This is a genomic window from Granulicella sp. WH15 (assembly GCF_009914315.1).
GTDB lineage: Bacteria > Acidobacteriota > Terriglobia > Terriglobales > Acidobacteriaceae > Edaphobacter.
Window position 1 is genome coordinate 2,350,488 of record NZ_CP042596.1, and the last position, 24,963, is coordinate 2,375,450.

The window sequence follows — 24,963 nt, forward strand, 5'->3', positions numbered from 1 at the left end:
TCTATTGCATCAGGCAGTGTCGGTTCTGAACATGTAGGAGTATTGCACCTACGGAGCCAGTCTTCGGGTCTAGGGGGCATGTCAACCCAAGAAACCTGCAAACCTCACGCCCTCAGAGCAAAAACGGGGGCAATTACCCTGCATAGAAGATGGCGCAGGCCAGCAACCATGCCGAGGTGATCGGGGGGCGCCTGATCACCAGTTCTCTACTTAGCCGTTTTATTGATTGAAAGGAATCGAATGAACAATCTCTTTTCAAATCTTAAGCAGCCGGCGATAGCGGGCGCGTCCATCGAGCACGAACCGTCGGATCTAAAGCACGTCGTCATTGTCGGAGGCGGTTTCGCAGGGTTGAATTGCGCTCGCGCGCTTGCTTCGCGTTCCGACGTCCGGATTACGCTACTCGAGAAGAACAACTATACCTAGTTTCAGCCATTGCTCTATCAGGTCGCTAGCGGGATGCTGTCGTCCGCTAATGCGGCCTTTAACATACGCAGCATTCTTCGAACTGCATCCCAATGTGGATGTGAAGCTAGGCGAGGTAACCGCGGTCGATCTTGCGGCAAGAATGGTTGAGACCTCCCATGGGGTCAAATATCAGGGCGATATCATCGCGCTAGCTGCAGGGTCGCAACCCAACTTTTTCGGAACGCCCGGCGCAGACAAACATGCCTTTCCGCTGTATTCGCTTCAAGACGCCGAGCTACTCCGCTCGAGGATACTTGAGGTACTTGAGTCCGCGGATCGCGACCCTTCGCTCATCGAGAAGGGCGCACTTAATTTCGTCATAGTTGGTGCTGGGCCTACAGGCACGGAGATGGCGGGAGCTCTCGGCGATATGATCCAACGTGCGCTAAAAGAGGAATACAGAGACCTGGACCTCAGCAAAGCGCGCGTTGTCCTAGTCGACATGGTTCCCAGCGTCTTGGGTGCGTTTTCGCAAAGCTCTCAGGAATACGCCTCCAAAATATTGAAGGAACATGACGTACACACTCATCTGGGAGTCGCTGTAAAGGAAGTGACGCCAGACCATGTACTACTCTCGGACGGCGCCAGAATCCCGACGCGCACCGTCGTCTGGGCCGGTGGGTTGAAAGCATCATCTCTGTCAGCTAATCTGAGCATTGCGCCTGGACGCGGGAGCCGCATCGACGTTCAGCCTGACTTCAGCGTAAAGGGTTTCGACAACGTCTATGCGCTAGGCGATTTTGCAAATATTGTAGGCAAAGACGGGAAAACCTTACCGCAACTTGCATCCGTAGCGGAGCAGGCGGGCAAGTATTGCGCGAAGAATATCGCGACCAAATTATCAGGGGAGTCGGGGCGTCCCTTCGATTACTTCGACAAAGGAGTCATGGCAATAATAGGGCGCAACGCGGCCGTAGCTTAAGTCGGACCGCATCATCATGAACTCAAAGGTCCAATAGCTTTCGCAGCGTGGCTCGGAGTCCATGCGTTTCTTCTCGCAACGGCGCGCGCAAAGGTTGAGGCCTTCCTCGAATGGGGCTGGGGTTACTTCGGACACCCGAGTGTCGATCAGATTCTCGTCAGGTAGATATCGATTGGCACGGCGAGGGGGGACCTTGGGATAGCTATATCGGCCGACGCATCGAGAACAGGTGAAGCAGCAATTCCCTAACGCTAGACCGTCAATCCTGCAAGATCCATAGGGTCTTATAACGATGCCCTATGGATCTTGCTGCATGCGAGTGGGCTACCTTATTGAAGTGCCGTTCCAATCTACCAACCAACTACATGGCCTGGAGTGGACGGGATCTTAAACAGAGCTATCGGGGATGTTGTAGTGGTTCTGAATGGTAAGCTCGTACTCCATCCGATGAGGTTTGCGACCCCCATGAGAGCATTCCGGGCGCGGACCGGAATATTTCAGAGGGATCGCGAATCTTTACAGCCCAAGCTCCGAGAGTCCGGGGTGATCATCAGGACGCCGTCCCAATGGCCAGTGATACTTGCGCTCCGATTCCTTAATGGGGAGATCATTGATGCATGCGTATCGGTGAACGTTGAGGCCCTGGGCATCGAACAGCCAATTCTCATTGCCGTAAGAGCGGAACCAGTTTCCGGAATCATCGTGCCACTCATACGCAAATCGAACCGCGATGCGATTTGTGTCGAACGCCCAGAGCTCTTTGATCAGTCGATACTCAAGCTCACGGCTCCACTTCCTCTCCAGGAACTTTACGATGTCTGCTCGTCCAGTCACGAATTCTGCTCGATTTCTCCAAACGCTGTCGAGTGAATAGCCGAGAGCGGCCTTCTCAGGATCCCGCGAATTCCATCCGTCTTCAGCCTTGCGAACTTTCAACTCTGCTGCTTCACGTGTAAACGGCGGAACTAGACTTAGAGCTTGAACCATCTGAATCATCTCCTTGATTACAGTTTATCGATCGCGACTATTCACTTCAGAAATCACTGGCATCTGAAGTCTTTCGAACTCTCCATTGGAGCTAGCAATTGAGTTGCCAGGCGATGTTGCCAGCGGCGCATTGGACCCTCCGCTCTCAACATTCTGGCGTTAACACTGTGACGGCCAGAGCACTTCCCCCTTCGCTAACAGGGACTCCTCAAGAGTACTGTGTGCGGTCGCCAAATATGTAAGTAAATAACCTATACATTTGTATATCTACTCTCGCCCCCAACTCCCTTCTATAATCCAGACACTTGTCAGTTCGGCGTATCGTGCCGTAGCGATGCCAGCGTGCTCACGCAGCATATGGGGTGCTCTATTTGCAGTCTAAAAAGGAGTATCTGCAGCTGCCGGGCAGTGACATATCACTGCCGAAATACCGAGTTCGTTGAGAGCCAACGGGGATCTCCAACACCATTCCGCGATGACTCACTCGAGTATGAGCACCACGTGGCGGGGACCCGTCTCACTCCCGAGAGTCAAAGATTGCGCCATTTCTGCACAGCTATGGGGAAGAACTCACTACGTTATTCGGTAAGGTGCATACGGATGACGACATCAAGAGGAAGTGAAGACGATTACAGCAGATGAACTTGAGAAAGTGCCACTTCTGGCCCTTCTTTCAAGAACTCAACGAGAGAGGATCAGCCGCACGGCCGCCGATCTTCGCGTGCGCGCCGGAGACTGGCTCACGCGCGAAGGAGATGTGCCCTGTTTCTTTGTTGTAATCGAAGGCGGAGTCGAGTTCTTGAAGGAGATCGGCGGAGTACCTCGAGCAATGAGTGTCTATGAGTCAGAAGGCTTTTTTGGAGAAGTTCCCCTTCTGCTCGGCGCCAGGGTACTCGTCGGTCTTCGAGCAAGGGTTGACTCCCGAATACTTAAGTTGGACGGACCTCTGTTCTACGAACTCATTTCGGAATCCACCAAGTGGAGCGAACGCATCTTAGCCGTTATGGCCTCCCGCGTTAGCGGTGTCCAGGAGATGGTTTGCAAGACAAAAATCACCCGCGTCGTCATCATCGGGGACGAGAGTCATGCCCGATGTCGTGACATTCTGACCTTCCTCTCGCGCAGTCGAATCCCATATTCTTGGGTGAACAGGATCTTAGACAGAGATCGTATTCCCGACGAATTGGCACTCCCGATGTCAGGTCTGACCGCTATTGTCGACGGAAAAACGATACTCAATGAGCCAACAGAGCGTGAACTTGCAGAAGCACTCGGTATACAAACCAAACCACGCTTCGCTTCCTATGATCTGGTCATCGTCGGAGGGGGCCCAGCTGGTTTAGCCGCGGCGGTCTGCGGAGCCTCGGAAGGACTGAGGGTCTTAATGATTGAACAGGCCACACCGGGAGGGCAGGCAGGGACTTCTTCTCGAATTGAGAATTATTTGGGGTTTCCAGGAGGCATTTCTGGAGAAGAACTCAGCCAGCGTGCACTCGAGCAGGCAGGGCGCTTTGGCTCGGAGATAGTCGTCTCAAGGAAGGTGGAACAGATCGTGTTCTCGAGCGAAAAGAAGACTTTGACGCTGAATGGCTGCACTAGTATCGATGCGCGTTCTATTGTTCTCGCGATGGGCGTCGAGTGGCGATTACTCAAAGCAGAAGGAATAGATAGGCTTAGGGGACGAGGTATTCTCTACGGTGCATCTCGAACTGAGGCAATGGCAGTTGTAGGAAAGCAGGTTTTCATTGTAGGTGGAGGAAATTCCGCAGGGCAGGCAGCTCTATTCTTCTCAGGCTACGCAGCCCATGTTACGGTTCTCGTTCGCGGGGCAAGCCTCTTGCTCAGCATGTCTCAGTACCTCATTGTCGAGATAGGGAACAAAGTCAATATCTCCGTGGAGGTTAACACGCAGGTGATTTCCGCAGATGGGATTAACAATCTTGAAACGATCGAGACGCGGCATAGCCAAACAGGAACGAGCAGCATTCGGGCGGCGGACGCTCTATTTATCATGATCGGTGCGACAGCAAATACGTCGTGGTTACCCGTCGAAATTCATCGCGACGAACACGGCTACCTTTGTACTGGTCGCGATATTGATGACGCGTGGCACCTTTCGCGTTTAGCCTATCCCTTGGAAACCAGCGTTCCAGGAGTATTTTGTGTTGGCGATATCCGCCATGGATCAATTAAGAGGGTTGCTTCCGGGGTCGGTGAAGGAAGCATGGCGGTCTCCTTCGTCCATCAATATCTTGCCCTTTCGAGTCACACCCCCGATCTTGAATCGAGTTGCAACCCGCAAAAGTAGACAGACTTCCATGTATCGGTTGAAGTTGGATGACAAGCATGCGGTGCATGTATCGATTTATCCTGCAATACATGCATCGCAGGAAGACTCTGCCGGGGAGCAAGCGATCAAACTCCATCTCGTCTATCCGTCTATGAACCCACGTTTCATGGCAATCGTCACAGCGTGGGTTCGGTCATTAGCACCGAGCTTCGAAAGAATGCTCTTGATGTGACCTTTGATTGTACCTTCGGAAACCACGAGCTGCTCTGCAATGATCTTGTTGGAATTTCCCGCCGCTACTCTTCTTAACACCTCGACTTCTCGATCACTGAGAGCGTCATCGGTTACGTGATCAGCAATCTCCGCCGCGATTTCAGGCGGGATGCGCTTCTTCCCGGCATGCACCAATCTGATAGCGTCCAACAACTCCTTTCGCAACATACTTTTCAGCAGATATCCAGAAGCACCTGCCTTAAGAGCACGCAAAGCCTGCACATCCCCTTGATAAGTAGTTAGCACGATGAAGCGAGCGTTGGGCCAGTGTCTGCGTATCTCGGTAATCGCGTCAATGCCATTCATTATGGGCATCTGTAGATCCATCAGCGTCACGTCTGGGCGGTGCAAACGGAAGAGTTCGATAGCTTCCTGCCCGTTGGTCGCTTCAGCAACAAGTTCAATATCCTCCTGGCCCGCGATGACTGCCGCAAGCCCTTCACGCAGTAAAAAATGGTCGTCCGCCACTAAAATTCTGATTTTTTTCATTGCGCGCCTATACCTCCAGTGGCTTTTTTATAAATCGCCTAACGCGTCGCCAGATAGACGCCCTCTCACTGTTTCGATAGGCGACCCTGGCGGGGAGCTTCAACTCGATCTCTGTTCCTATGCCAGGATTGCTCCAGATATTCAGAACTGAGCCGATTTTGTGAGCTCGCTCACGCATCCCCGAGAGCCCCCAATGTCCTTCCCTTCCTTTAGTGAGAACCTGCGGATCAATGCCTTTGCCGTCATCACGTATCCTTAAATAAAGCTGGATGTTGCTATAGGTCAGATCCACCTCGATCTTCGTCGCTTGCGCATGCTGGAATGCATTGATGAGCGCTTCGCGTGCGATTCGAGAGACTTCATCGAACACAACCGTGTCAAGCACCTGCGGTGTCCCCATCACCGAAAGATCGAAGAGGGGCGGATGATCCTGAGTGAGTTCCTGTGCACAATGCGTGATCACTTCAGTAAGCTCACTTCCGCAAGTGCCCTCTGCTCGAAGGTTTCGCACGCTTTGCCTGCCCTCAAGCAATACCTCGTCCGCTCTGTCCAACGCCTTGGCCAGTATCTGATGGGCCGGTTCGGACTCGGGAAGAGCATTCATCGCTGCCTGGAAACGCAGCAGCAATCCTTGAAACCCTTGTAAAAGGGTATCGTGCAATTCGCGCGCGATTCTCTCCCGCTCTTCAAGTCGAGCCCCAAGCCGTTGCCGAATTTGAGAAGTAACCTGCTTCAGTCTCAGTAGATAAAACAGTCTGAGAAGCCCAATGGCGACTACGCCGCAAAGTACCCGGAAACACATCGTCTGATAGAAGGCAGGAGCAATTGAAAAACTCAGCGTATCGCCGGTCTCATTCCATACACCGTCATTGTTGCAGGCGATGACGTGAAATCTATAGTGTCCGGGCGGAAGATCGTTGTATAGAGCTTGGCGTCTCACTCCAGGTTCCTGCCAATCGGAGTCATGCCCTTCCAGTTTGTATCGAAAAAGGATCTTTTTCGGAGTCACAAAGCTAAGTGCCGTGTAGTCGATCTCGAGAGCACGCATAAGTGAAGGAAGACGCAACCCTTGGTATGGCGCGTAGCTCTTTCGGTCAGCGATCACCTCTTCAATGTGAACTGGAGGTTGAACGGTGTTGCGTTCGAGATGAGCCGGATTGATCATCTGCAGCGCGATGTAATTCGCAAACCACAGCCGTCCGTCGGGAGATCTGGCTACAGAAGGACTGAATGGAGAGGCCCCGGGCTGTGCGCCATCGAATGCATCGAAAACGTGGACTCCAACCTTAGTCCTTGGGTGATCCCGCCACTGTTGCATCTTCTCGTGAGAAATTTCGATGAGGCCGCACTCTGCATATATCCAAAGAGCGCCCTTATCGTCCTCGATCAGGTTGTACAGGCGGCTGCATGGAAGGCCATTGAGCTCAGTGAGTTCTTGTATCCTCCCATTCCACAAACCTGCAAGCCCCTTCGACGTTGTCCCAATCAGCCAACCTCGAGCGTCTAAAATGAAGTGGTTCCACTCCCTACTATTAGGGAGTTCTGTTGGATGAACGATCTCAGTTTTGCCGGTTCGATAGTGAGCAAGCTGGCCACCACGCAATGCAAACCAGACACCCCCCAGAGGATCTGCTACAGGGGCGGATACGAATATCTGCTGAGAAACGACAGATTCCTCTTGAATTTCCCTATTCCTAATATGAAGAAGCTTTGCCGGAGCCCCCAGGAGTTCGACCCATATGCTGCCGTCAACATCCTTGGCCATTGCAAAAACGGTCCCCACGGGAGTTCCATCTGATCTTTTGATTGGTTTGAATGCTCCCCTCTCGTAAACCCAAAGGCCATTGTCGATACCTAGCCACAGTGAGCCTGGGTGCTCCTCAAGCAACGATGTCACTCCGTTCCCTGGCAGGCCGTTCTCCTTTCGAATGGATGTAATCTTGTCGTGCCTGAGAAGGTCTAATTCCTGTTGGTTCCCAATCCAAATGCTTCCATCCGGGGATGCAAGTACTGACTGAACGTCATCGCCTCCCAGGCCCTGCCGCATAGAGAAAGTGACCACTGCCCGGTCGCTGAAACGATCGACGCCCTCTGAAGTCGCAACCCAGAGATTGCCTTCTCGGTCTTCATAGAAGGAGCGAACAGAGTCGCCCGTCAAACCGTCCGCGGCCCGGAGATGGTCTACTTTGCCATCCTTAATTCTGTACAAGCCCTGACTCTCTGTCCCGATCAATAAACTATTGTTCTGTGTTCGGCCAAGCGTCTCAATGCTCAGCGTGCTGCTATCAAACGCTGGCGTTACAAATGGCTTCCATACTCCGTTGACCAGCTTCTGTAGCCCAAGTCCCGCGCCCTCCACCGCCATTCCCGCCCATAGACCGCCATCTACCGTCGTAATGAGATCTGAGACCCCACGAAGGTTTTCGTTGCCTTTGAGGGCAGACGGGCGATAGATTTCCTGGGTTCCGGGTCGCCAATGCTGAACGAAAAGACTGCTTCCAATCCAAAAACCTCCTTGAGGATCTTCAGCCAGTGCCGACGCATTGCTGGCCGTAATCCCATCGGAAACTCCGTAACATCGCGCCTTGGTGTCTGTTATCCGGCAGATCGGTCCCGTGTTGTCATGTACTCGTGTACGGGCCATCCAAACGAGTCCGAGATGGTCTTCAAGAAGGAAATCGACGAAACCGCGCGCGTTGGGATAGGTGGTGAATTCTCCATTCTTCCAATGGGCGAGCCCTCCGGTCGTCCCAATCCACAGACTGCCATCTCTTGCGCTTAGGAAACACGAAATATATGGGGAGGGCAACTGTTTCCCGGCAGGCGGAGTCCACGAGACAAACCGAACGCCGTCAAAACGAACAAGTCCGCTTTGCGTACCTATCCAAATGTAGCCATCGGAGGTCTGAGTGACTGCCGTGGGAGCGGAGTTGAAAATGCCGTCGCTCGTACGCCAGGTGCTATGTGCGTATTGAGACATCAAGCTATCAGGATTGAGCCCGAACGCAGAAATACAGAGGAGGGACTTCACAAATATCAATGTGAACAGCCGTTGAATCGAAACGCGCTTCATTGCCTACCCTTTGCGCTCAAATACACCGCTTCTGCCAGCCACAACTCCGGAGATTTAAACATACGTGATGTTGACTGCTTCTGGCAGGAACCGAAAGGGTAGTCGAACACCCTCTCTTTTGGAGCTTGTTGGATCGGTCAATCGCGACTAGTCTCCAAGGGTGCAGAGACTGTTCTCCATGTTTCCTGCGGGAACGGCTGGTGTCGCGCTCCTTGCATTGCGGCTTTTAGTTGCTGGTACGTTCGTCATGGACGGGAGCGATCGCTGGGCTCTGGTGGAGTCGTTCTGGGATGCCGCAATATACGTCATACCCGCGTCATTTCTGGTTATCGGGCTCTTGACCCCGTATTTCTCGGTGCTTTCCGTGCTTATCCAGATCAGCTTCCTGATGACCACTTGCAACCACGATCTGTTTCACGTGATCACCTCAATCCTGAGCGGTGGCATCTTAGCAATGCTGGGCCCCGGAGCATACTCCGTCGACGCTTGCCTCTTTGGCAGGAAATTGATCAGATTCCCGCCTCGCAGCTAATTTGTGATGGTCACCGCGATCCATCTCGAGGACCGTCGGGTTCCGGGAAATTCAATTTGCAATCATTCAAACCAACTTTAGGAATGTCTACCGAGTGCCCGAAAGAGAGAGGCGGATTCGACCTAATGGGAGGTTCACCTCGCGCGAAGGATCTGGATACTGACTACTAGCAGCAGTTCGCTGAGACAGTCTCCCCGTTCCATGTGAAAGGTGGTTCTCGCGTGCAGGTTATTGATTGCGAAGACGACATGGCTTCTGTTCCGCTGGCTGATCGTATATTTCCTCGTACATACGGCCGTTTCTGTCCTGAGCAGCTCTGCGACATGATCTATCTCGTGGAAGGCGACCCACGCGTACGACAAGAGATTCCACAATCCCTCGCTGCGCATGATCTCAAGACAATGGCTTTTGCCTCAGCGAGAGCGTACCTCGACTACATCAGAAGAGACACCGCAGCCTGCGTCATCCTCAACTTTTGCCTGCCGGATCTGTGTGGGCTGGACTTGCAGCAACGGCTGGCGGAGAGAGATGACCCGCCTGTGATCTTCATAAGCGATAAATGTGAAATCGCCTCCGCCGTTAGTGCGATAAAAGCGGGGGCCATAGAATTTCTGATCAAGCCGTTTGACTTTCAGGATCTGGTCTCGGCAGTTCGCGCTGCGCTCATTCGCGATCGAGAATCGAGACTGAGAAAAACTGAGATAGCGACGCTGGAAAAGCGCTTTTCGCTGCTGACGCCTCGAGAGCGGGAAATATTGCCACTGCTCCTCGGCGGCCTTCTAAACAAACAGGCAGCATCGGTTCTCGGCATATCAACGGTGACCTTGCAGATGCATCGAGGACAGGTCATGCGAAAGACTCAGGCAAAGTCATTCGCAGAACTAGTCAGAATGTCGATGAAACTCCACATCCCTCATTGGCAGCAAACCAATTCATCCAGCACCACGACCACCTCACTGATCTGGGGCCCGACGGCTACCCGAGCGGAAGGAGCAAAGGCCGCTCCGAGGAGCTGGACTGAATAGGTACGCGGCTTGTCCTTATCAAGGAAGAGAGTCTTGGAACCATCGGCGCTTCCTCTCCTCATCCTCCTCAACGCCGACGCTGAAACACCGCCTCTCGAAGCCCAATTTGTGAAGTGAGACAAGCATGAATGAGTTCATGAAACAGGACCATTCGGCGTTACCCCGTTGAAGCCGATGCTCCCCACTCGCCGAGAAGTTCCCATCGAGATGGGACACAGAATCACATCAGAAATCGACAAGCCATGTTGTTTTTTGCCAAGATTACCTCCCACTCTAAAGACTAGCTTTAGAAACGGAACAGAGCGACCGAGGTGACGCTAAGAGTGGTATTTTGCGCTTTTGGCTCCGTACGAATGGGGCCAAAACTCTACTCTAAGCTCATCCAGATCGGCTCTTTCTCAAGGGGAAGCACTTTGCAGGCACTGAAGGTTGTTCGGAACATGGTGGGCAAGTTCTTCGCGCTGCTCGTAATGATCATTTACCGAGACTAGCCTCAGAAGATGCAACGGACAGCGATCGTAAGCGCTCCGCGGAGATTGTGAACTCGGGCGCAGTTGATAACAGGTAAACACACGACAAGACCTATACAAAGTGATAATTGCGCCCGACCTAATACGCCTCTACGCTTCTCATCAGCAGGTGAGTGCTTCCCGTCGTCTTAGGTTTGGTGCTGATCTTCACGGTTTCATCAAGGAGAAAGACAATGCAAGTATTGAAGTTCGTTCGGAACGGTTTGGTGGCATGCGCCGCATTACTCGCGATCACCGGTGCTGCCGCGAAGGCGACGGCACAAGCGCAAACCCCTTCAGGCGCAAAAACGGTGCTTCTCGTACACGGGGCGTGGGCAGACGGTTCGAGTTGGGCAAAGGTGATTCCCTTGCTCGAGGCGAAGGGCTTGCACGTCGTTGCGGTGCAGATTCCACTAACATCCTTCGCGGACGACGTCGCGGCTACACAGCGCGCCATTGACCTTGAGGATGGGCCGGTAGTGCTCGTCGGTCACTCGTACGGTGGAGCCGTGATCACCGAAGCCGGGAACGATTCTAAAGTGGCTGGACTCGTGTATGTGTCAGCCGTCGCTCCAGACAAGGGTGAGTCGGCTCTCGGACTCATTATGAGCGTTCCTACACCGATCGGCGCGGAGCTGCGCCCCGACAAGAGCGGCTTTCTCAAGTTGACGCCCAAAGGCGTTGCAGAGGACTTCGCGCAGGATCTTTCAGCCAAAGAGATCGCAATTCTAACCGCGACTCAGGTGCCGGCAAATGCGGCAGCCATGAAGGGCGAGGTTACGAATCCAGCTTGGAAGTCCAAACCGTCGTGGTTCATCGTTGGCGGAAATGACCGGGCAATCTCGCCTATCCTCGAAGCGAATCTGGCAAAGAAAATCGGTGCGACAACAGTGACCGTTCCGTCCAGCCACGTGATCATGCTCTCCAAGCCCGCAAAGGTTGCGGAAGTGATCATCGACGCGGCGGCAAAGTCCGGCTCGAAATAGCATCATCCAACATCGCTTTCTCTCCGGAGGATGCTGATTCTTTCAGCTCCACCGGAGAGAGCGATGCAAGCATGAGGATATAGAGTCCGTGATTCAACATGTGGTCTCTATTGGGGCAACGTTGGACGCCTCTTTCAGACTCAAAAGCTAGTTCAAAACATGCAGCAAAAAACCTATTAGTAGATAGTTTCCTCAATAATGAACAACGATACTGCAAGTCGAATTCGAGAATCGGCACATGATCTGATGGCCGAAAGAGGCTATTTCGGCTTCAGCTATGCAAACATTGCCGAATCAGTTGGCATCCGTAAGGCAAGCATTCACCATCACTATCCGTCCAAGATAGATCTAGCTGTTGCAACGTTAAAAGAATCTCGCGCGAGCCTTGTCCAGGCGGTCGGAGGTCTGGATCACGCTGAGGCTGATCCTCTGCGACGGCTCAAGTTGTACATCCACCATTTGGTCGAGTGCATCCACAACAACCATCGACCGATCTGCATTGCAGCGCTACTTAGTGCTGAGTTGCCCGCTCTGCCCGATGAAATCCAGGTCGAGGTAAAACAGCATTTCGACTTTCTCCTCTTATGGGTCAAACGCACGCTCAAAGAAGGGGCCATCTGCGGGAACATCCAACTGCGGCGCAGTGCGGAGATGGAGGCACAGAGTTTTGTCGCGTTGGTACACGGAGCGATGCTCTCCGCGCGCGCACTAGGTTCTCCGGCGCTTTTCCACTCAATCACCGAAGGAGCTCTGAATAGTTTTCGATCCAGGGAATGATGCTGCCCAGATCATTCCCTTAAGTTCTATCGTCTTGCCAAGCTTCCGTCTGGCAGGTCGCAACATTCAAATGGGCTCTGGCCCCACTACCTAGCGATTCACGGAATCGCCGTTCTAAAGGAGAACAAAATGCCCGTTCTGATCTCTGCCTTCGTGTTAGGTTTCGTCTGCGGTCTGCGAGCTCTTCTTGGTCTCGCTGCGGTGAGTTGGGCAGCCAGCTGCCAACGACTCCAACTTCAGGGAAGCTGGCTTTCCTTTCTTGGATTTCGCTTCACTCCGTACATCACGAGCCTGCTATCCCTCGGGGAAATCATCAATGATAAATTGCCCAAGACCCCTAGCCGCCTTGTACCACCTCAGTTCATCGCCCGCGTTGTGATGGGCGGGCTCACGGGAGCGGCTATCGGATTTTCGGGTGGACAGCTCATCCTGGGAGTCATCGTTGGAATCATCGGCAGCGTGGTCGGAACATTCGCGGGCGCCAAGGGGCGAGCCCTCGCTGCGAAACTGTTTGGACGCGATCTGCCTGCCGCGTTGCTTGAGGACGCTATTGGTATCGTACTGGCTTTTGTGGCATTGCACTAAATGAACGCAGGTCCTCGATTGCTTCTTCGACGCAATCGAGGACTCACCTCATTCTCACCCATGACCTCTATTAACTAGAAGTGCAATCAACGAAAAGGACTATTTTCGATGCTCGCTCTATCTCTGTTTAGAAAGTCACGTTACGCTCTCGCTTCGCTCACTCTGGCACTCCTCGGCTGTACTTCTTCTACGCAGAATATCCAACCGGTGCATGCAGCAGGCCCCACCGGCGTGCAAAATGTATTGTTCGTACATGGGGCATGGGCCGATGGATCGTGCTGGAACCAGGTCATTAGCAATCTTGCCGCCGACGGATACAACGTAACGGCAGTGCAACTTCCACTTACGTCTCTTGCCGATGACGTCGCAGTCGTTCAAAGGGCTCTAGCGCGAGAGAATGGAAAAACTCTGTTGGTAAGCCACTCGTATGGAGGCATGGTCATTACACAGGCAGGCGTCGATCCCAAGGTTGCAGGCTTGGTGTACGTCTCCGCATACGCGCCGGCTGCAGGTGAATCCGCTCTATCCCTGAATAACACGGTTCCGGCTACGCCCATTGCTGGAGATCTTCAGCAGGACGCCTCCGGGTTTCTCACTCTCACAAATGCTGGCGTTGCCGCTGACTTTGCACAGGATCTCCCCGCAGCAGAACAGGTAACCATTGCGGCAACGCAAGGGCCGCTCTCCGCAACGGCATTCAGTGCACCCGCAACACAGGTGGCCTGGAACAACATTCCCTCGTGGTACATCATCGCGAGCAATGACAGAGCCATTTCCCCCACACTCGAGGCAACGATGGCGAAGAGAATGAACGCCACAACGATCACCCTACAGTCCGGCCACTTGTCCATGCTCAGTCATCCCACCGACGTTTCCACTTTCGTTGAAAGTGCGGCAACTTCCCTGAAACCACAAATGATGACGGAATAAACCTGCGCGATACTGACCGTGCTCCCACTCCACAACAAGGCGTCGGAGCACGGATATCTCAAGCGCACCGTTGCTCGTCGGCGGATCGCGGGCCTAAAGAGCAATCGGGGCGTGTGTCGCCGCCTTGTACAGTTCCTGAGGTAACGAAACGCCAGGAGCAGTTGCGTTGACTCAATACATCGCCAACTTCACTCTGTTCTTGCGAAGTTGGCCCTTGCACTTTCAGGCTGGAGCAAGGGGAACACAACCCGCGAGATGTCGTCGGCAATTCTTTCCGCTGGCACTCTGTTGGGGGTTCGAACCCACTCCTTCGCAGCCCCGTAGAGCGCCCAGGTCACGGTTGCCGCGGTCATTTCTGTAGAGATAGAACTTGTCCAAGATTGCTTCTTGAGGCTGCTGAGGATTATTTGCCGGACAACGCGTGTGATAGCGGACTCCAAATGGGGATCCATCGATAGTTGCTCGCCACACTGCATTGCCCGGGTCGCCTCAAGATAGTCGCAAATGCCGACCAGCATCATCCGCAGAGCAGTGCTGCAAGTACCGTCAAAGACCACACCCCGTTCATCCAGTAGCTCCTGAAAACGGGATGCCGTGGTGCATTCGAGCAGCGCGTACTTGTCTGGGTAGTGGGCATAGAAAGTCGCACGATTGACGGTAGCTTCCTCAGCTACGTCCTGAATCGATACATCTTCAAAGGTCTTGCGCTTTAGCAACCGCAGAAGCGCTTCCTGCAGAAGCAAACGGCTGCGTCTAATCCGCGGGTCAACGCTCTTAGAATCAGATTCGCTCATGTCCACAAACATAATTATAGAACTCGATCGAAAGATAATAAACATTTGTTGCCTATCAAACATTTGCCGTGTTATTGATATACAAATGATGGTTAACCATCATTTGTCGAATACCCTTGTGGCGTCATAGTCAAGGTGCGCAAATGCAATGGTCACTAACATTCAGCAAATGAGGAACTTATGATGACGAGACTACGTATCACGATGCTGGCGCTCCTTGCAGCATCGACCTTCCCAGCAATTGCCCAGAACACCTGGACGATCGACCCTGTTCATTCCCAAGCCAACTTTGAGGTCCGCCATCTCTCCGTGACTACCGTCCGTGGCGCCATCACGAACGTCACGGGGACGGTTGTATGGGACCCCAAGGACCCCTCCAAGGACAAAGTAGATGCTGTCCTTGACGCGACCACTGTCAATTCAGGCAACGCCTATCGCGACAAGGATGTACGAGGTGAAACCCTCTTCAATATCGAGAAGTTCCCTACCCTCACCTTCAAATCCACTTCCGCGTCACGCTCTGGTAAAGGAGTAAAAGTTACCGGCGAGTTGACGTTGGCGGGTGTGACCAAAACCGTTGTACTTGATGTCGTCGGACCAGCTGCACCGCAGAAGGGCCAGCAGGGAGGGTTGGTCACCGGCCTCGAGGCAACGACAACCATCAAACGCGCAGACTTTAACTTTGGCAGCAAATACCCAAATGCCGTTGTCAGCGATGAAGTGAAGATCACTCTCGACGTTGAAATGGATCAGAAGTAAGCCCGAAATCATTCTTAGCATTCGTTCTTCCGTATCTCGCTCGACGTTGTCGACACATTGCTAACGTTGAGCGAGCCCGGAAGGAAGATCGGGCGAGATTGCTGAATCGTCGTCTCGTTACCTTCGATGGCAGCTACGAACTACAACCCAATTTCCACTACCCCTTTTGGAGAAATCACTATGTCAGAACCAGTCATTGCGCAAAAAGGTCCCTATCCCGTTCCCGTTGAAGCCGGGAAGAGCTACTACTGGTGTTCCTGTGGGCGCAGCACAAACCAGCCCTTTTGCAACGGCAGTCATCAGGGCACGGACTTCACGCCCGTAAAGTTCGATGCGACGGAGTCCAAGACAGTCTATTTCTGCGGATGCAAGCATAGTGCTCATGGCGTTCTGTGCGATGGCAGCCATGCCGCACTCTGAGAGCAATCGACGGAATCAAACGTAAGGGTATGCTTGGGCCGAAAGGATGCGCTGTGCGATCTAGTTCAAGTTCGCACGGCGCTCCTTTTAGTGCAAAAGGATACTTGCGCTCTCCTCCATCGTCTCCTGGCTCTCCACATGGAGTCATCCAAAGAGACTTTGCCGCCGCGCGACTCATTAGGTCATCTTCCGAATAGGCGACCGATATTCACACTCTTGTCGGTTTTCTTAGGTGCCGCACTAGCACCTAATCTGGTTAGATTTCCTGTTCCATGTTCACCTGCAAGAACACACGGTTGCCCTGGCAATTTCCGGGTTCATGACGGTCGCCCGTTGCGACCTGAGATAGTTGGCCATAGAAACGGTGAACTTTTCTGTTCCCGATCCAGTTCATCAGCGTAAGCGAATAGCTCTTCGAGTACCGCATCGCGATGATGCGCAGAACTTTTCCACGCGTAACTTATGAGAGTGGCACGCCGTTTGCTTAAGTGTTTTGGGTGAGAGCCGCTCCAAACTACCGTGCGCCTCAGGTCTGGAAGCGGCGAACTCAACTCTTATAAAATCAGAGAAAAACTATGTGTATTTATTATGGTTGCAGTTATGAGCCTAGTGTGTTGTGATTACAGATATAGACGGACCGCAGCCTTCTCTATCGCGAAGGCCCGGCTATATGAACAAAGGCTATGAACTTCAAACCAAACCCAACAGAGGAGACAACGATGACTGACGAACGAGCGGTACAGCAGGTTTTGGCTAAATATGTACGTGGATCGGATGCAAGGGATGGGGCTGCAGTGGCCGCACAATTCGCTCCAAATGGCCGAGTAGAAATTTTCTACAGCAACTCGGGCAAGCTCGAACCCCTTGGAGAGTTGGTCGGACAGGACGCGATCGCCGGCGCTGTGGCCCATATGATGAGTCCTCATCCCCCACGTGGCTGGAGTCACCATACGACACATGACCCAATCATCGAGATCAACGGGGATGAGGCGCAGATGGACGCACAATTTATTGTGTTCAGCGTGATCGGCAAAGAACGTCCTTCCACCGGATGGCCAGAAGGCGCGACCGGCGCACAGGGAACCGTAACTCCGATCGAATCGGGATACTATCGCCCCACGCTACGCCGTATCGATGGCGTCTGGAAATTCGAGACGCTGCGCATTGTTCTCGATATGCCCGTGGCGTTTCCAGGATAGTGAGGGGGACAAATGAAAGCAATTATTTATCGACAGTACGGCGGCCCTGAAGTTTTGGAGTTCACAGAGGTCCCCGAGCCGAAACTTTCGCAGACTAATGTTTTAATTCGTGTGAAAGCAGCCGCGCTAAATCCTGCCGACCACGTCCTACAGGAGGGACTGGGCGACAGCATCATGGACGCGTGGTTTCCTGTGATTCCAGGCTGGGACGTAGCCGGTATTGTGGAACACGCGGGAGCCGGCGTTTCGGAGTTCGTCCCTGGAGATGAGGTAATCGGCTTTGTGCGAGAAGAGATCCTGCGGCATGGCACCTATGCTGAAAAGGTATCGGCCGGCGTGTCATCCTTCGTCCGAAAACCGCGCAATGCCACATGGGCGCACGCTGCTGCTCTACCGCTTGCGGGCCTTACCGCCTACCAGGCGATTGTGGATGCGCTTAACATCCGGGAAGGCGAAACATTGCTGATTCATGGCGCTTCGGGAGGTGTCGGTTCCATTGCAGCGCAGATCGCGCTATCCCGAGGAGCGAAGGTGGTCGGTTCCGCTTCAGAGAGCAATCATAGCTATCTACGCTCGATCGGCGTGGAACCGGTTGTGTATGGGGACCGACTCGTCGAAGATGTCCGCAAAATCATCCCCTCGGGCGTCGATGCCATCTTCGACTGCGTGGGACGTGGAGTTCTTTCCCTCAATGCGCAGCTTGGCCGAGCGGGCGTCCGCGCGTGCTCAATCGCTGGAGCTGCGCCGGATACAAAAACGGTGTTTGCGCGCGCCAATCAGCAAGATCTGATGAAGCTTGTCGAACTTGTTGAATCAGGCGCCCTTGTTGTTCCTATAGCCGCAACCTACCCACTCGCCAATGCTGCTATTGCTCAGCAGGCACTTCGAAACGGAAGGAATGCTCCCGGCAAGGTCGTACTGGAAGTAGATGGATAGACTCAGTTGGAACAGTGGGCCCTGGCCATGCCAAATGTTCGAAGTAGCGTAAATGAAACGGTCACGCTCAAACTGCCTGTTTTCGATTGGCGTCTGCGTAACCCTCCGCAAGCGCGAACGCAGCAATGGTGATGTGAACGTGTGTAACCCGATGGTCACTAGAATCGACCGACCATCGGGTTGCGCATTGGTGAATAAGGTGCAGGAATCGCACGAACGGGGCTCCCGACTCTAATAAATGCGAGTAGCTATGAGCGCTGCATTGGGGCTCCCGCCGTCAATTACGCTCGCTCCAAGCAGTACCTCAAAACTGCGTACCTTGCCCGCCCCGTCCGTGGCCTGTTTCAAAATGCTAGTCATCCGTGGGTCGATGAATAAGAATGTAGCGGCTGCATCGACACCAGCCATCGTCGTACCCTCGACCAGAAGAACCTTGCCATCATTGTGAAGGTTGTCCACAAGTGCAACATATGCGTAGCCGCGATGGGTCGGATCGGTCGACGACCAGGCGTATTCGGGCCTCTCTCCTTGCTGAGGCGACCGGTTAATCACGCGCATTCCGTTTGTGATTCCGTCGTACACAATATGGAAGTTGAGATTTCGGTCAAAGAACTCAACCCAAGGGTTGTACGTAGGCGCTCCGGTCAGAATCAGATTGAGGTTGCGGAAATCAGAGAGGCGAAGATCGCGCGCAAAACGAACACTATAGCGATCGGATCGGAACTCGGGAAGGTTGGAGAGGTGGCTGGTGAATTCGAGGTCGACAATAGTCGTATAGCGTCGCTCGGCAAAAGGGCTCCAGTCGTAACCGTGAGGAGTTTGCGCAGCAGGCTCCCGTAGATAGGAACCCATTATGTAGTCTCCGACCGGAACCTCTGTGCGGGCCAAATTGTTGTACATGTTCAAGCCGGCATCTCCCGGGACGAACAGGGTCGACCGGTTCGCCGTAAACAGAACATTCCACAAAGAGCTTGAGGCAGACTTGGGGTAGCCGTAGAGGGACATCACGTGACGAACCAGAACCGTGCAGAGGATTCCCAGCGTGAATGCCAATACTGGATACACAAACTGCAACGGAATACGTCTGCCTCTCCGTTCGCTCGAAAGCGGCTCATCGACAGTTGGGGATAGTTCTTCAGGCTTCACAATCTCGGGCGTCGAGACCGGCTCCTGACTGGCAGCGGTGTCGACGCGCGTCCTAAAGACAGGAATGTAGCCACCACGGGGAATCTCAATCTGAATCGGCTCGGACCTTCCCTCTTCCTGGTAGTAGACGGCCAAGCGCTGCCTGAGCTGGCGAGCAGTAGTCCGGACAATTCCATCTTCACCAGGGTTGTAGTCGGCAGGCCGCTTAAAGACGTGAAGACCAATTTGCTGCTCTGTAATTTCGTCGCGACGGTCTTCGATCGCACAGATACCTATATAGAGGAGGAAGGAACTCAGGCGAACTGAACGTACGAACTGTCGACTTGTTAATGTTCGTTGAAGAGCGATCCACTGCGGGTCGATGGGGGAGCCGTTATAAACGAATTCGACACGGTCCTGAGAATGTTCAAGGACATCCAAAACAATTCCTTTGTAAGTTGCTGGAATATTTTTCCACTCCTGTATGTATGTAAGATTACAAGTTTCGACATTTCAGGCGACTTGCCATGTCTTTCAGGTGGGACACCTCTTCTACCTCCGTGTGCCTCCTGTTTTGTGAACCAATATCCCATACAAGATGCAGGGAATGACCACCAAGACTGCCATCCCAACAGTACATCGTTTCCCTGGGTCTCTCCTGCTGATCTTCCTCATCTCCCTACTACCTGTGTGCCGCACCGCCTACGGTGCTGAGCCGGACTTCGTACCGACCTCCCTCGCGGCCACCCCGCCCATGGGGTGGAACAGTTGGAATCATTTCGGCAAAGCTATCTCTGCAAGTGATGTCCAGAGAGTGTCCGATGCTCTCGTGTCATCAGGCATGCGGAACGCAGGCTACGTCTATGTGAACATTGACGACGGCTGGCAGGGGCAGAGAGATGCTGCAGGGCAATTGCACGGAAACGACCGCTTCCCCGATATCAAAGGTCTCGCTCAATATGTCCACGCTCGTGGACTAAAACTGGGTATTTACTCCACTCCTGGCGTCAAGTCCTGCGCCGGTTTTGAAGGAAGCGCGGGACACGAAGACCAAGACGCTCGGACTTTCGCAGAATGGGGCGTTGACTTTCTCAAGTACGACGTCTGTAGCTTCCGGGAAGAGCTAGCGGAAAAAGCTCAGGGAGACCCGGTGGTGGCACAAGAGATGATGAGAGCCGCCTACCTCAAGATGCATCTGGCCCTCGAAAAAGCCGGCAGACCTATCCTCTTGAGCATCAGCCAGCACGGCATGTCGAGCGTCTGGGCCTGGGCACCCTCGATCGGCATCCACATGTGGAGAACCGGAGACGACGTTCGGGACAGGTACGAAAGTATCACCGAGATAGGTTTCGCGCAGGCCGGACTTGCCAGATTCTCCGGCCCCGGCCATTGGAACGACCCCGACATGTTGGAGATCGGCAACAAAGGTCTGGACCTTGATGAAGCCAGAACCCAGATGTCTCTATGGAGCCTTCTGGCCGCTCCGCTCCTGGCGGGAAACGATCCCTCGGCTACAACTCCTGAGATGCTCGCGGTCCTGACGAATTGCGGATCGATTGCGATCGATCAGGACCCTGCAGGAAAGCAGGCGGACAGGTTGCTGGCTCAGGGACCGGTCGAGATATGGTCACGCGACCTCGAGGATGGTTCCAAGGCGGTTGGGATCTTCAACCGTAACGCAGGGGCAAGTTGGATGACGTTGGACCTGAGTCTGCTCGGATGGGCATCAACAGGACCGGTAAAGGATATATGGCGGGACACGACTCTCCCTCCGCTCTCCCCATCTCAAAAATTTCTTATTCCGCGACACGGCGTCGTTCTGCTACGGGTGAGTCCCTCAGCACGTTAGCAGACACGAAGATCATGCAGAAAATCGACAGGACGAAAGTAAGAAGGAGAAGGACAGTGATGCGCTTCCCAGATAGATGTGATTCATCGATTGTTCCGAATTGCCAGCCCGTGTTCAAAAGTTTATGGGGCTCGATTGCCGACGATTGGTTGGCCTTTTTCTCGCAGGTGCGATGTCCTTGATGTCGCAACGGCGGATTCTGCGAATGGTCTCACGCATCCGGCTACCGTAACTCTCACCGTCCAATAGCGAGCTCTAGACGTTGAAGCGTTTCACATTTGCTTCTGGGTTCTTCTCCAGTGCGGTTGCACTCCGCTCTAGGAACAACGAGGCGAGAACCACATAACGCACTAACTAAATGCTCTCCGAGAGGCTGTATGAAAACTGCGATACGATTCCGAAAACAACACCTCGTTTGCTTGTTCATGCTGATCGCCCCAGGCATGTTCGCGCAGACAGCTCAGATCACCGGCTCTGTTACCGACACCAGCGGGGCTTTGGTGCAACGCGCTCATGTGACAGTGCACGACCTTGATACTAACGTGGTGACTTGGCTTGAGACGAACACAGGCGGCAACTACGAGGCTGCCGCACTTCCACCCGGACGATATACGGTGTTGGCCGAAGCTTCGGGTTTCCAATCGACGGAAAAGACCGGCATCACTCTCTTTGTAGATACCCCAGTCCGCGTCGACTTCAAGCTACAGCCTGGCGGAAGCAACCAAACCGTCACGGTTACGGATTCCGATCTGACCCAGGAAAACAATGCCGAGATCGCGACCGAGATCAGCGGCAAACAATACCTTGAGCTTCCGCTTGAACAGGTGGGCCGCATTCGAAGCCCAACCTCGTTTGTATATCTCGCGCCGGGCGTGCAGGGCAACTTGCAACTCAACGGCCAGGAATATACGGGAGCTACCAACGTCATCGCTGTGCATGGCAGCAATATCTGGAACACCGAACTCCTGGTCGACGGTATACCGGGCGGCCAAACCCGTATCATCGGCAACTACACCGAATCCTCTCCTGCCGTCGATGCGATGCGTGAGTTCAAGATCACCACGACGCAACTTCCCGCGGACTACGGCCACACGGGCGCCGCGGTTGGCAGCTTTGCGGTTAAGTCTGGAACGAACCAGTGGCATGGCTCGATCTATGAATACTTCCGCAACAACGCCCTCGACTCAAACAACTGGCTGGCCAAGCACGGCGGAAACCAACTGGCTCCAACCCATCAAAATGAGTTCGGCGCGACAATAGGCGGACCTCTCTCGATCCCGCACCTTTACAACGGTCGAGATCGCACCTTCTTCTTCTTTGCCTACGGCGGGTCCAGAAAAAGCGGAGCTGACACTTTCGACACCGCGCAGGTGCCGACGCCTCAGGAGCTTCAGGGAGATTTCAGCACCTATAGCCGGAAGATCTACGATCCCGCGACGACCGCCCCCAATCCCAAGGGAACTGGTTTTGTACGCACTCAATTCCCGAGCAACAAGATTACCCACTTCGATCCGCTTGCCCAGCAGCTCTTGAAGCTGTTTCCAAGTCCAAACCAGCCGACGGGCAGCACCGTGAACTATGGCAACTGGGATGGGGAGGTTCTTCTCAATCCCGATACCTACACCGCGAAGGTCGATGAGGAGATCCGGCCCAATCATCGTGTAAGCGTAACTTACATTCGAACCTATATCCCCCGCCTCGAAACCACGTCGCCGCTTCCTGAGCCGCTCACAACAGGTATCCATCAACTCGTCGGCTCGCACACAGCTCGCGTTGCGTACAACTGGATCCTATCAAGCAGCCTCCTGAATCAGCTTGTGTTTGGATTCAACCGCTTCACCAACCTGCAGAATCCCACTGCTGACGCCAGTAGCTATCCGGAGGCACAGCCCCTCACCAAGATCACTGGAGGTCTGTTTCCCTCGATAACCTTCACCAACGGCTACGCGACGATCGGTAACATCAGTTCCAGCAATCAGGCCGAAAACGACTTCGTATACCGCGATGCCCTCTCGTGGACTGTGAGGAAACATAGCATTCGCTTCGGAGGAGAGTTCCGGGCCGCACAATACAACGACAACAACCCGATTCAGCCGACCAGCACCTATGGATTCGCTACTCTTGAGACGGCGAATCCTCAGAGCACCGGTGGCACGGGGGATGGGTTCGCGAGCTTTCTGTTAGGCCAGGTAGAAACTGCATCCATTGCGTATTCCAGTCCTCTGCATACCAGGAAGCACTACACCGGGTTCTTTGTGCAGGACGATTGGAAGGCGACGACGAAGCTGACTGTGAACCTTGGACTCCGTTATGAATGGTCCGGCGCACCGACCGAGAAGGACAATCGAACCAGCATCGTGAGCCTTACGACACCGAATCCGGGAGCTGGCAACCTGCCTGGCGCTCTTGTCTTCGCTGGACCTCCTCCTGTCGGAATCGGCAAGTCCAATCTCTTCCCGACAGACTACACCGGCATCGGTCCACGCTTTGGTTTCGCCTATCAGGTGCATCCCGGCATCGTACTTCGTGGCGGCTACGGAATCTACTACAGTGACATCCTGCCCAATACGGCGCTTTCACAGGTTGGGTTTCAGGTGGCTACCAGCTTCTCGACTCCGAACAACGGTGTAAATCCCGCATTTGTGTTCAGCCAGGGGCCGAATGTGAATCTCCCTCAAGGCCCGAATCTTTCGCCAACCGCCGGAAACGGCCAAAATCAAGCGTACTACGGGCCTCATGTCGACGCCATGCCCCGTACACAGCAATGGAGTCTTAGCCTTCAGCATCAACTGACGCCGAATCTTCTGCTTGAGTTGGCTTACGTGGGCGTGCATAACACGCGGCAGGTAGCACCGAATATGGTCAACATCAACCAGGTCGACCCGAAATATCTCGCGTTAGGCACACTGCTCACGGAGTCAGCGACTTCATCTGATGCGAAGAAGGCCAGCATCGTGCTGCCTTACTCAGGGTTCACCGGATCGGTGGCGCAGGCCCTTCGCCCCTATCCCCAGTACACGACGCTCACCTCTCAGGCGGCCAAGGTGGGAGCGTCAGAATACAACGGTGGCGAGGCTATTATCCGCAAACGCACCTCGTTCGGTCTGGCTCTGAATGCCAACTACACCTTCTCGAAGAACATGGGTTACAACAACCCCACGTTGGCCGGAAACGGAGGCGTCAACAACTCCCTGCAGAACCAGTACAACCCTCGGGCGGAGTGGTCTCTCATGGAGCAGGACGTTCACCATGCGCTAAACCTGTACTACACCTATGAGCTACCCTTCAACTTGAAACAACAGCCTACCTTTGCTTCGAGCCTTGCCTCGCATCTTGCCAACGGCTGGGCAGTCTCCGGCATTCAGCGCTACCAGAGCGGCTTCCCGATCGAGATAACAGCTACGAACAATCTGGCCATCTTCAATAGCCATCTGAGGCCTAACCTGGTTCCAGGTGCCGACCCATTGACCCATATCTCGAATGGGAAACTGAACCCGACTGATCCCTCCATGGACAGCATCTTCAATAAGGCGGCGTTCACCGACCCCGTCGATTCATTCGGCAATCTCCCCCCGTCGTCTTCAAACATCCGCAACTTTCCGGTACTGTCGGAGAGCTTTGCGGTCACTAAACATACGCAACTCACGGAACACTTGGATTGGATCTTCTATACCCAGTTCTTCAACGCGTTCAACCGGCATCGCTTCACAACGATCGGGGCGAACGCTGACAATGCCAGCTTCGGCATCCCGAGCAATGTAAGCATGCCAAGGCAGATTCAATTCGGGACGCGGTTTCTGTTCTAACCACGACGACGCGGTCAGTTGATCCCAGCCGGCCGTGTCAACGTCCAGAGGATCCTATGCATAAAGTTCGGAGTGCCACGATCCTTGCCGTTGAGCTCGTTGGGTTAGCTGCATTCATCTGTTCCCCTTCTTACTCCGCGGGGGAATAGAATACTCCGCACGTCCTTACTTGCGGTCGCTCTCGAGTTGATGAGAGCGAAATCAGAACCGGGCTGAATGGCACCTCGTT

General features: G+C 53.8%; 19 protein-coding genes. 14 read left to right on the top strand and 5 right to left on the bottom strand.

All coding sequences use genetic code 11. From position 1 onward, the window contains the following. Positions 1-240 precede the first annotated feature (240 nt). Together FTO74_RS19520 and FTO74_RS09785 are read left to right on the top strand one after the other, a co-directional pair. Positions 241-426, top strand: coding sequence for an FAD-dependent oxidoreductase (locus tag FTO74_RS19520; protein WP_220398990.1), 186 nt, complete (start codon positions 241-243; stop codon positions 424-426). Between the two features lie 100 nt (positions 427-526). Next, positions 527-1,390, top strand: coding sequence for an FAD-dependent oxidoreductase (locus FTO74_RS09785; protein ID WP_220398991.1), 864 nt, complete (start codon positions 527-529; stop codon positions 1,388-1,390). A gap of 516 nt (positions 1,391-1,906) precedes the next feature. Here FTO74_RS09785 and FTO74_RS09790 read toward each other — a convergent pair. Then, positions 1,907-2,377 carry a nuclear transport factor 2 family protein gene (locus FTO74_RS09790; protein WP_162539804.1) on the bottom strand — a complete coding sequence of 157 codons (471 nt, stop codon included), beginning with the start codon at positions 2,375-2,377 and terminating at the stop codon, positions 1,907-1,909. 619 nt (positions 2,378-2,996) lie between these two features. Between FTO74_RS09790 and FTO74_RS09795 the strand changes: the two genes are divergently transcribed. Beyond that, entirely contained in the window at positions 2,997-4,685 is a 1,689-nt protein-coding gene (locus FTO74_RS09795) for a cyclic nucleotide-binding domain-containing thioredoxin-disulfide reductase (protein WP_255462166.1), read from the top strand. 123 nt (positions 4,686-4,808) lie between these two features. Here FTO74_RS09795 and FTO74_RS09800 read toward each other — a convergent pair whose 3' ends face one another. Further along, on the bottom strand, positions 4,809-5,429 hold the full coding sequence (locus FTO74_RS09800; RefSeq protein ID WP_162537982.1) for a response regulator transcription factor: 621 nt from the start codon (positions 5,427-5,429) through the stop codon (positions 4,809-4,811). A 7-nt stretch (positions 5,430-5,436) separates the two neighbouring features. Next, on the bottom strand, positions 5,437-8,502 hold the full coding sequence (locus FTO74_RS09805) for a sensor histidine kinase (RefSeq protein WP_162537983.1): 3,066 nt from the start codon (positions 8,500-8,502) through the stop codon (positions 5,437-5,439). Between the two features lie 178 nt (positions 8,503-8,680). On the opposite strand from FTO74_RS09805, the gene FTO74_RS09810 reads away from it, so the two are divergent. The 6 genes from FTO74_RS09810 (at position 8,681) to FTO74_RS09835 (ending at position 13,846) form a co-directional block, all read left to right on the top strand. Next, the gene (locus FTO74_RS09810; RefSeq protein ID WP_162537984.1) at positions 8,681-9,034 is read left to right on the top strand and encodes a hypothetical protein; all 354 of its coding nucleotides are present in this window, start codon (positions 8,681-8,683) and stop codon (positions 9,032-9,034) included. Between the two features lie 221 nt (positions 9,035-9,255). Then, positions 9,256-10,059, top strand: coding sequence for a response regulator (locus FTO74_RS09815; protein ID WP_162537985.1), 804 nt, complete (start codon positions 9,256-9,258; stop codon positions 10,057-10,059). Between the two features lie 703 nt (positions 10,060-10,762). Beyond that, positions 10,763-11,554, top strand: coding sequence for an alpha/beta hydrolase (locus tag FTO74_RS09820; RefSeq protein WP_162537986.1), 792 nt, complete (start codon positions 10,763-10,765; stop codon positions 11,552-11,554). 198 nt (positions 11,555-11,752) lie between these two features. After that, entirely contained in the window at positions 11,753-12,331 is a 579-nt protein-coding gene (locus FTO74_RS09825) for a TetR/AcrR family transcriptional regulator (RefSeq protein ID WP_162537987.1), read from the top strand. Between the two features lie 129 nt (positions 12,332-12,460). Next, a complete protein-coding gene (locus tag FTO74_RS09830) occupies positions 12,461-12,916 on the top strand; it encodes a DUF4126 domain-containing protein (protein ID WP_162537988.1) in 456 nt (151 codons plus the stop codon). A 108-nt stretch (positions 12,917-13,024) separates the two neighbouring features. Next, positions 13,025-13,846, top strand: a complete 822-nt coding sequence (locus FTO74_RS09835; protein ID WP_162537989.1) for an alpha/beta hydrolase — start codon at positions 13,025-13,027, stop codon at positions 13,844-13,846. A 188-nt stretch (positions 13,847-14,034) separates the two neighbouring features. Here FTO74_RS09835 and FTO74_RS09840 read toward each other — a convergent pair whose 3' ends face one another. After that, positions 14,035-14,640 carry a TetR/AcrR family transcriptional regulator gene (locus FTO74_RS09840; RefSeq protein ID WP_162539806.1) on the bottom strand — a complete coding sequence of 202 codons (606 nt, stop codon included), beginning with the start codon at positions 14,638-14,640 and terminating at the stop codon, positions 14,035-14,037. A gap of 180 nt (positions 14,641-14,820) precedes the next feature. On the opposite strand from FTO74_RS09840, the gene FTO74_RS09845 reads away from it, so the two are divergent. The 3 genes from FTO74_RS09845 to FTO74_RS09860 all read left to right on the top strand — a co-directional run bounded on the left by FTO74_RS09845 (position 14,821) and on the right by FTO74_RS09860 (position 17,954). Next, positions 14,821-15,399, top strand: a complete 579-nt coding sequence (locus FTO74_RS09845) for a YceI family protein (RefSeq protein WP_255462167.1) — start codon at positions 14,821-14,823, stop codon at positions 15,397-15,399. 1,139 nt (positions 15,400-16,538) lie between these two features. Further along, positions 16,539-17,018, top strand: a complete 480-nt coding sequence (locus FTO74_RS09855) for a nuclear transport factor 2 family protein (RefSeq protein WP_162537991.1) — start codon at positions 16,539-16,541, stop codon at positions 17,016-17,018. Positions 17,019-17,030: 12 nt separating this feature from the next. After that, positions 17,031-17,954, top strand: a complete 924-nt coding sequence (locus FTO74_RS09860; protein WP_162537992.1) for an NADP-dependent oxidoreductase — start codon at positions 17,031-17,033, stop codon at positions 17,952-17,954. Positions 17,955-18,185: 231 nt separating this feature from the next. On the opposite strand, the gene FTO74_RS09865 is transcribed toward FTO74_RS09860, so the two are convergent. Next, positions 18,186-19,520 carry a hypothetical protein gene (locus FTO74_RS09865; RefSeq protein WP_162537993.1) on the bottom strand — a complete coding sequence of 445 codons (1,335 nt, stop codon included), beginning with the start codon at positions 19,518-19,520 and terminating at the stop codon, positions 18,186-18,188. Between the two features lie 166 nt (positions 19,521-19,686). Here FTO74_RS09865 and FTO74_RS09870 point away from each other — a divergent pair, with 166 nt between their 5' ends. Beyond that, positions 19,687-20,928, top strand: coding sequence for a glycoside hydrolase family 27 protein (locus FTO74_RS09870; protein ID WP_162537994.1), 1,242 nt, complete (start codon positions 19,687-19,689; stop codon positions 20,926-20,928). Between the two features lie 425 nt (positions 20,929-21,353). After that, positions 21,354-24,734 carry a TonB-dependent receptor gene (locus FTO74_RS09875; RefSeq protein WP_162537995.1) on the top strand — a complete coding sequence of 1,127 codons (3,381 nt, stop codon included), beginning with the start codon at positions 21,354-21,356 and terminating at the stop codon, positions 24,732-24,734. Positions 24,735-24,963 lie beyond the last annotated feature (229 nt).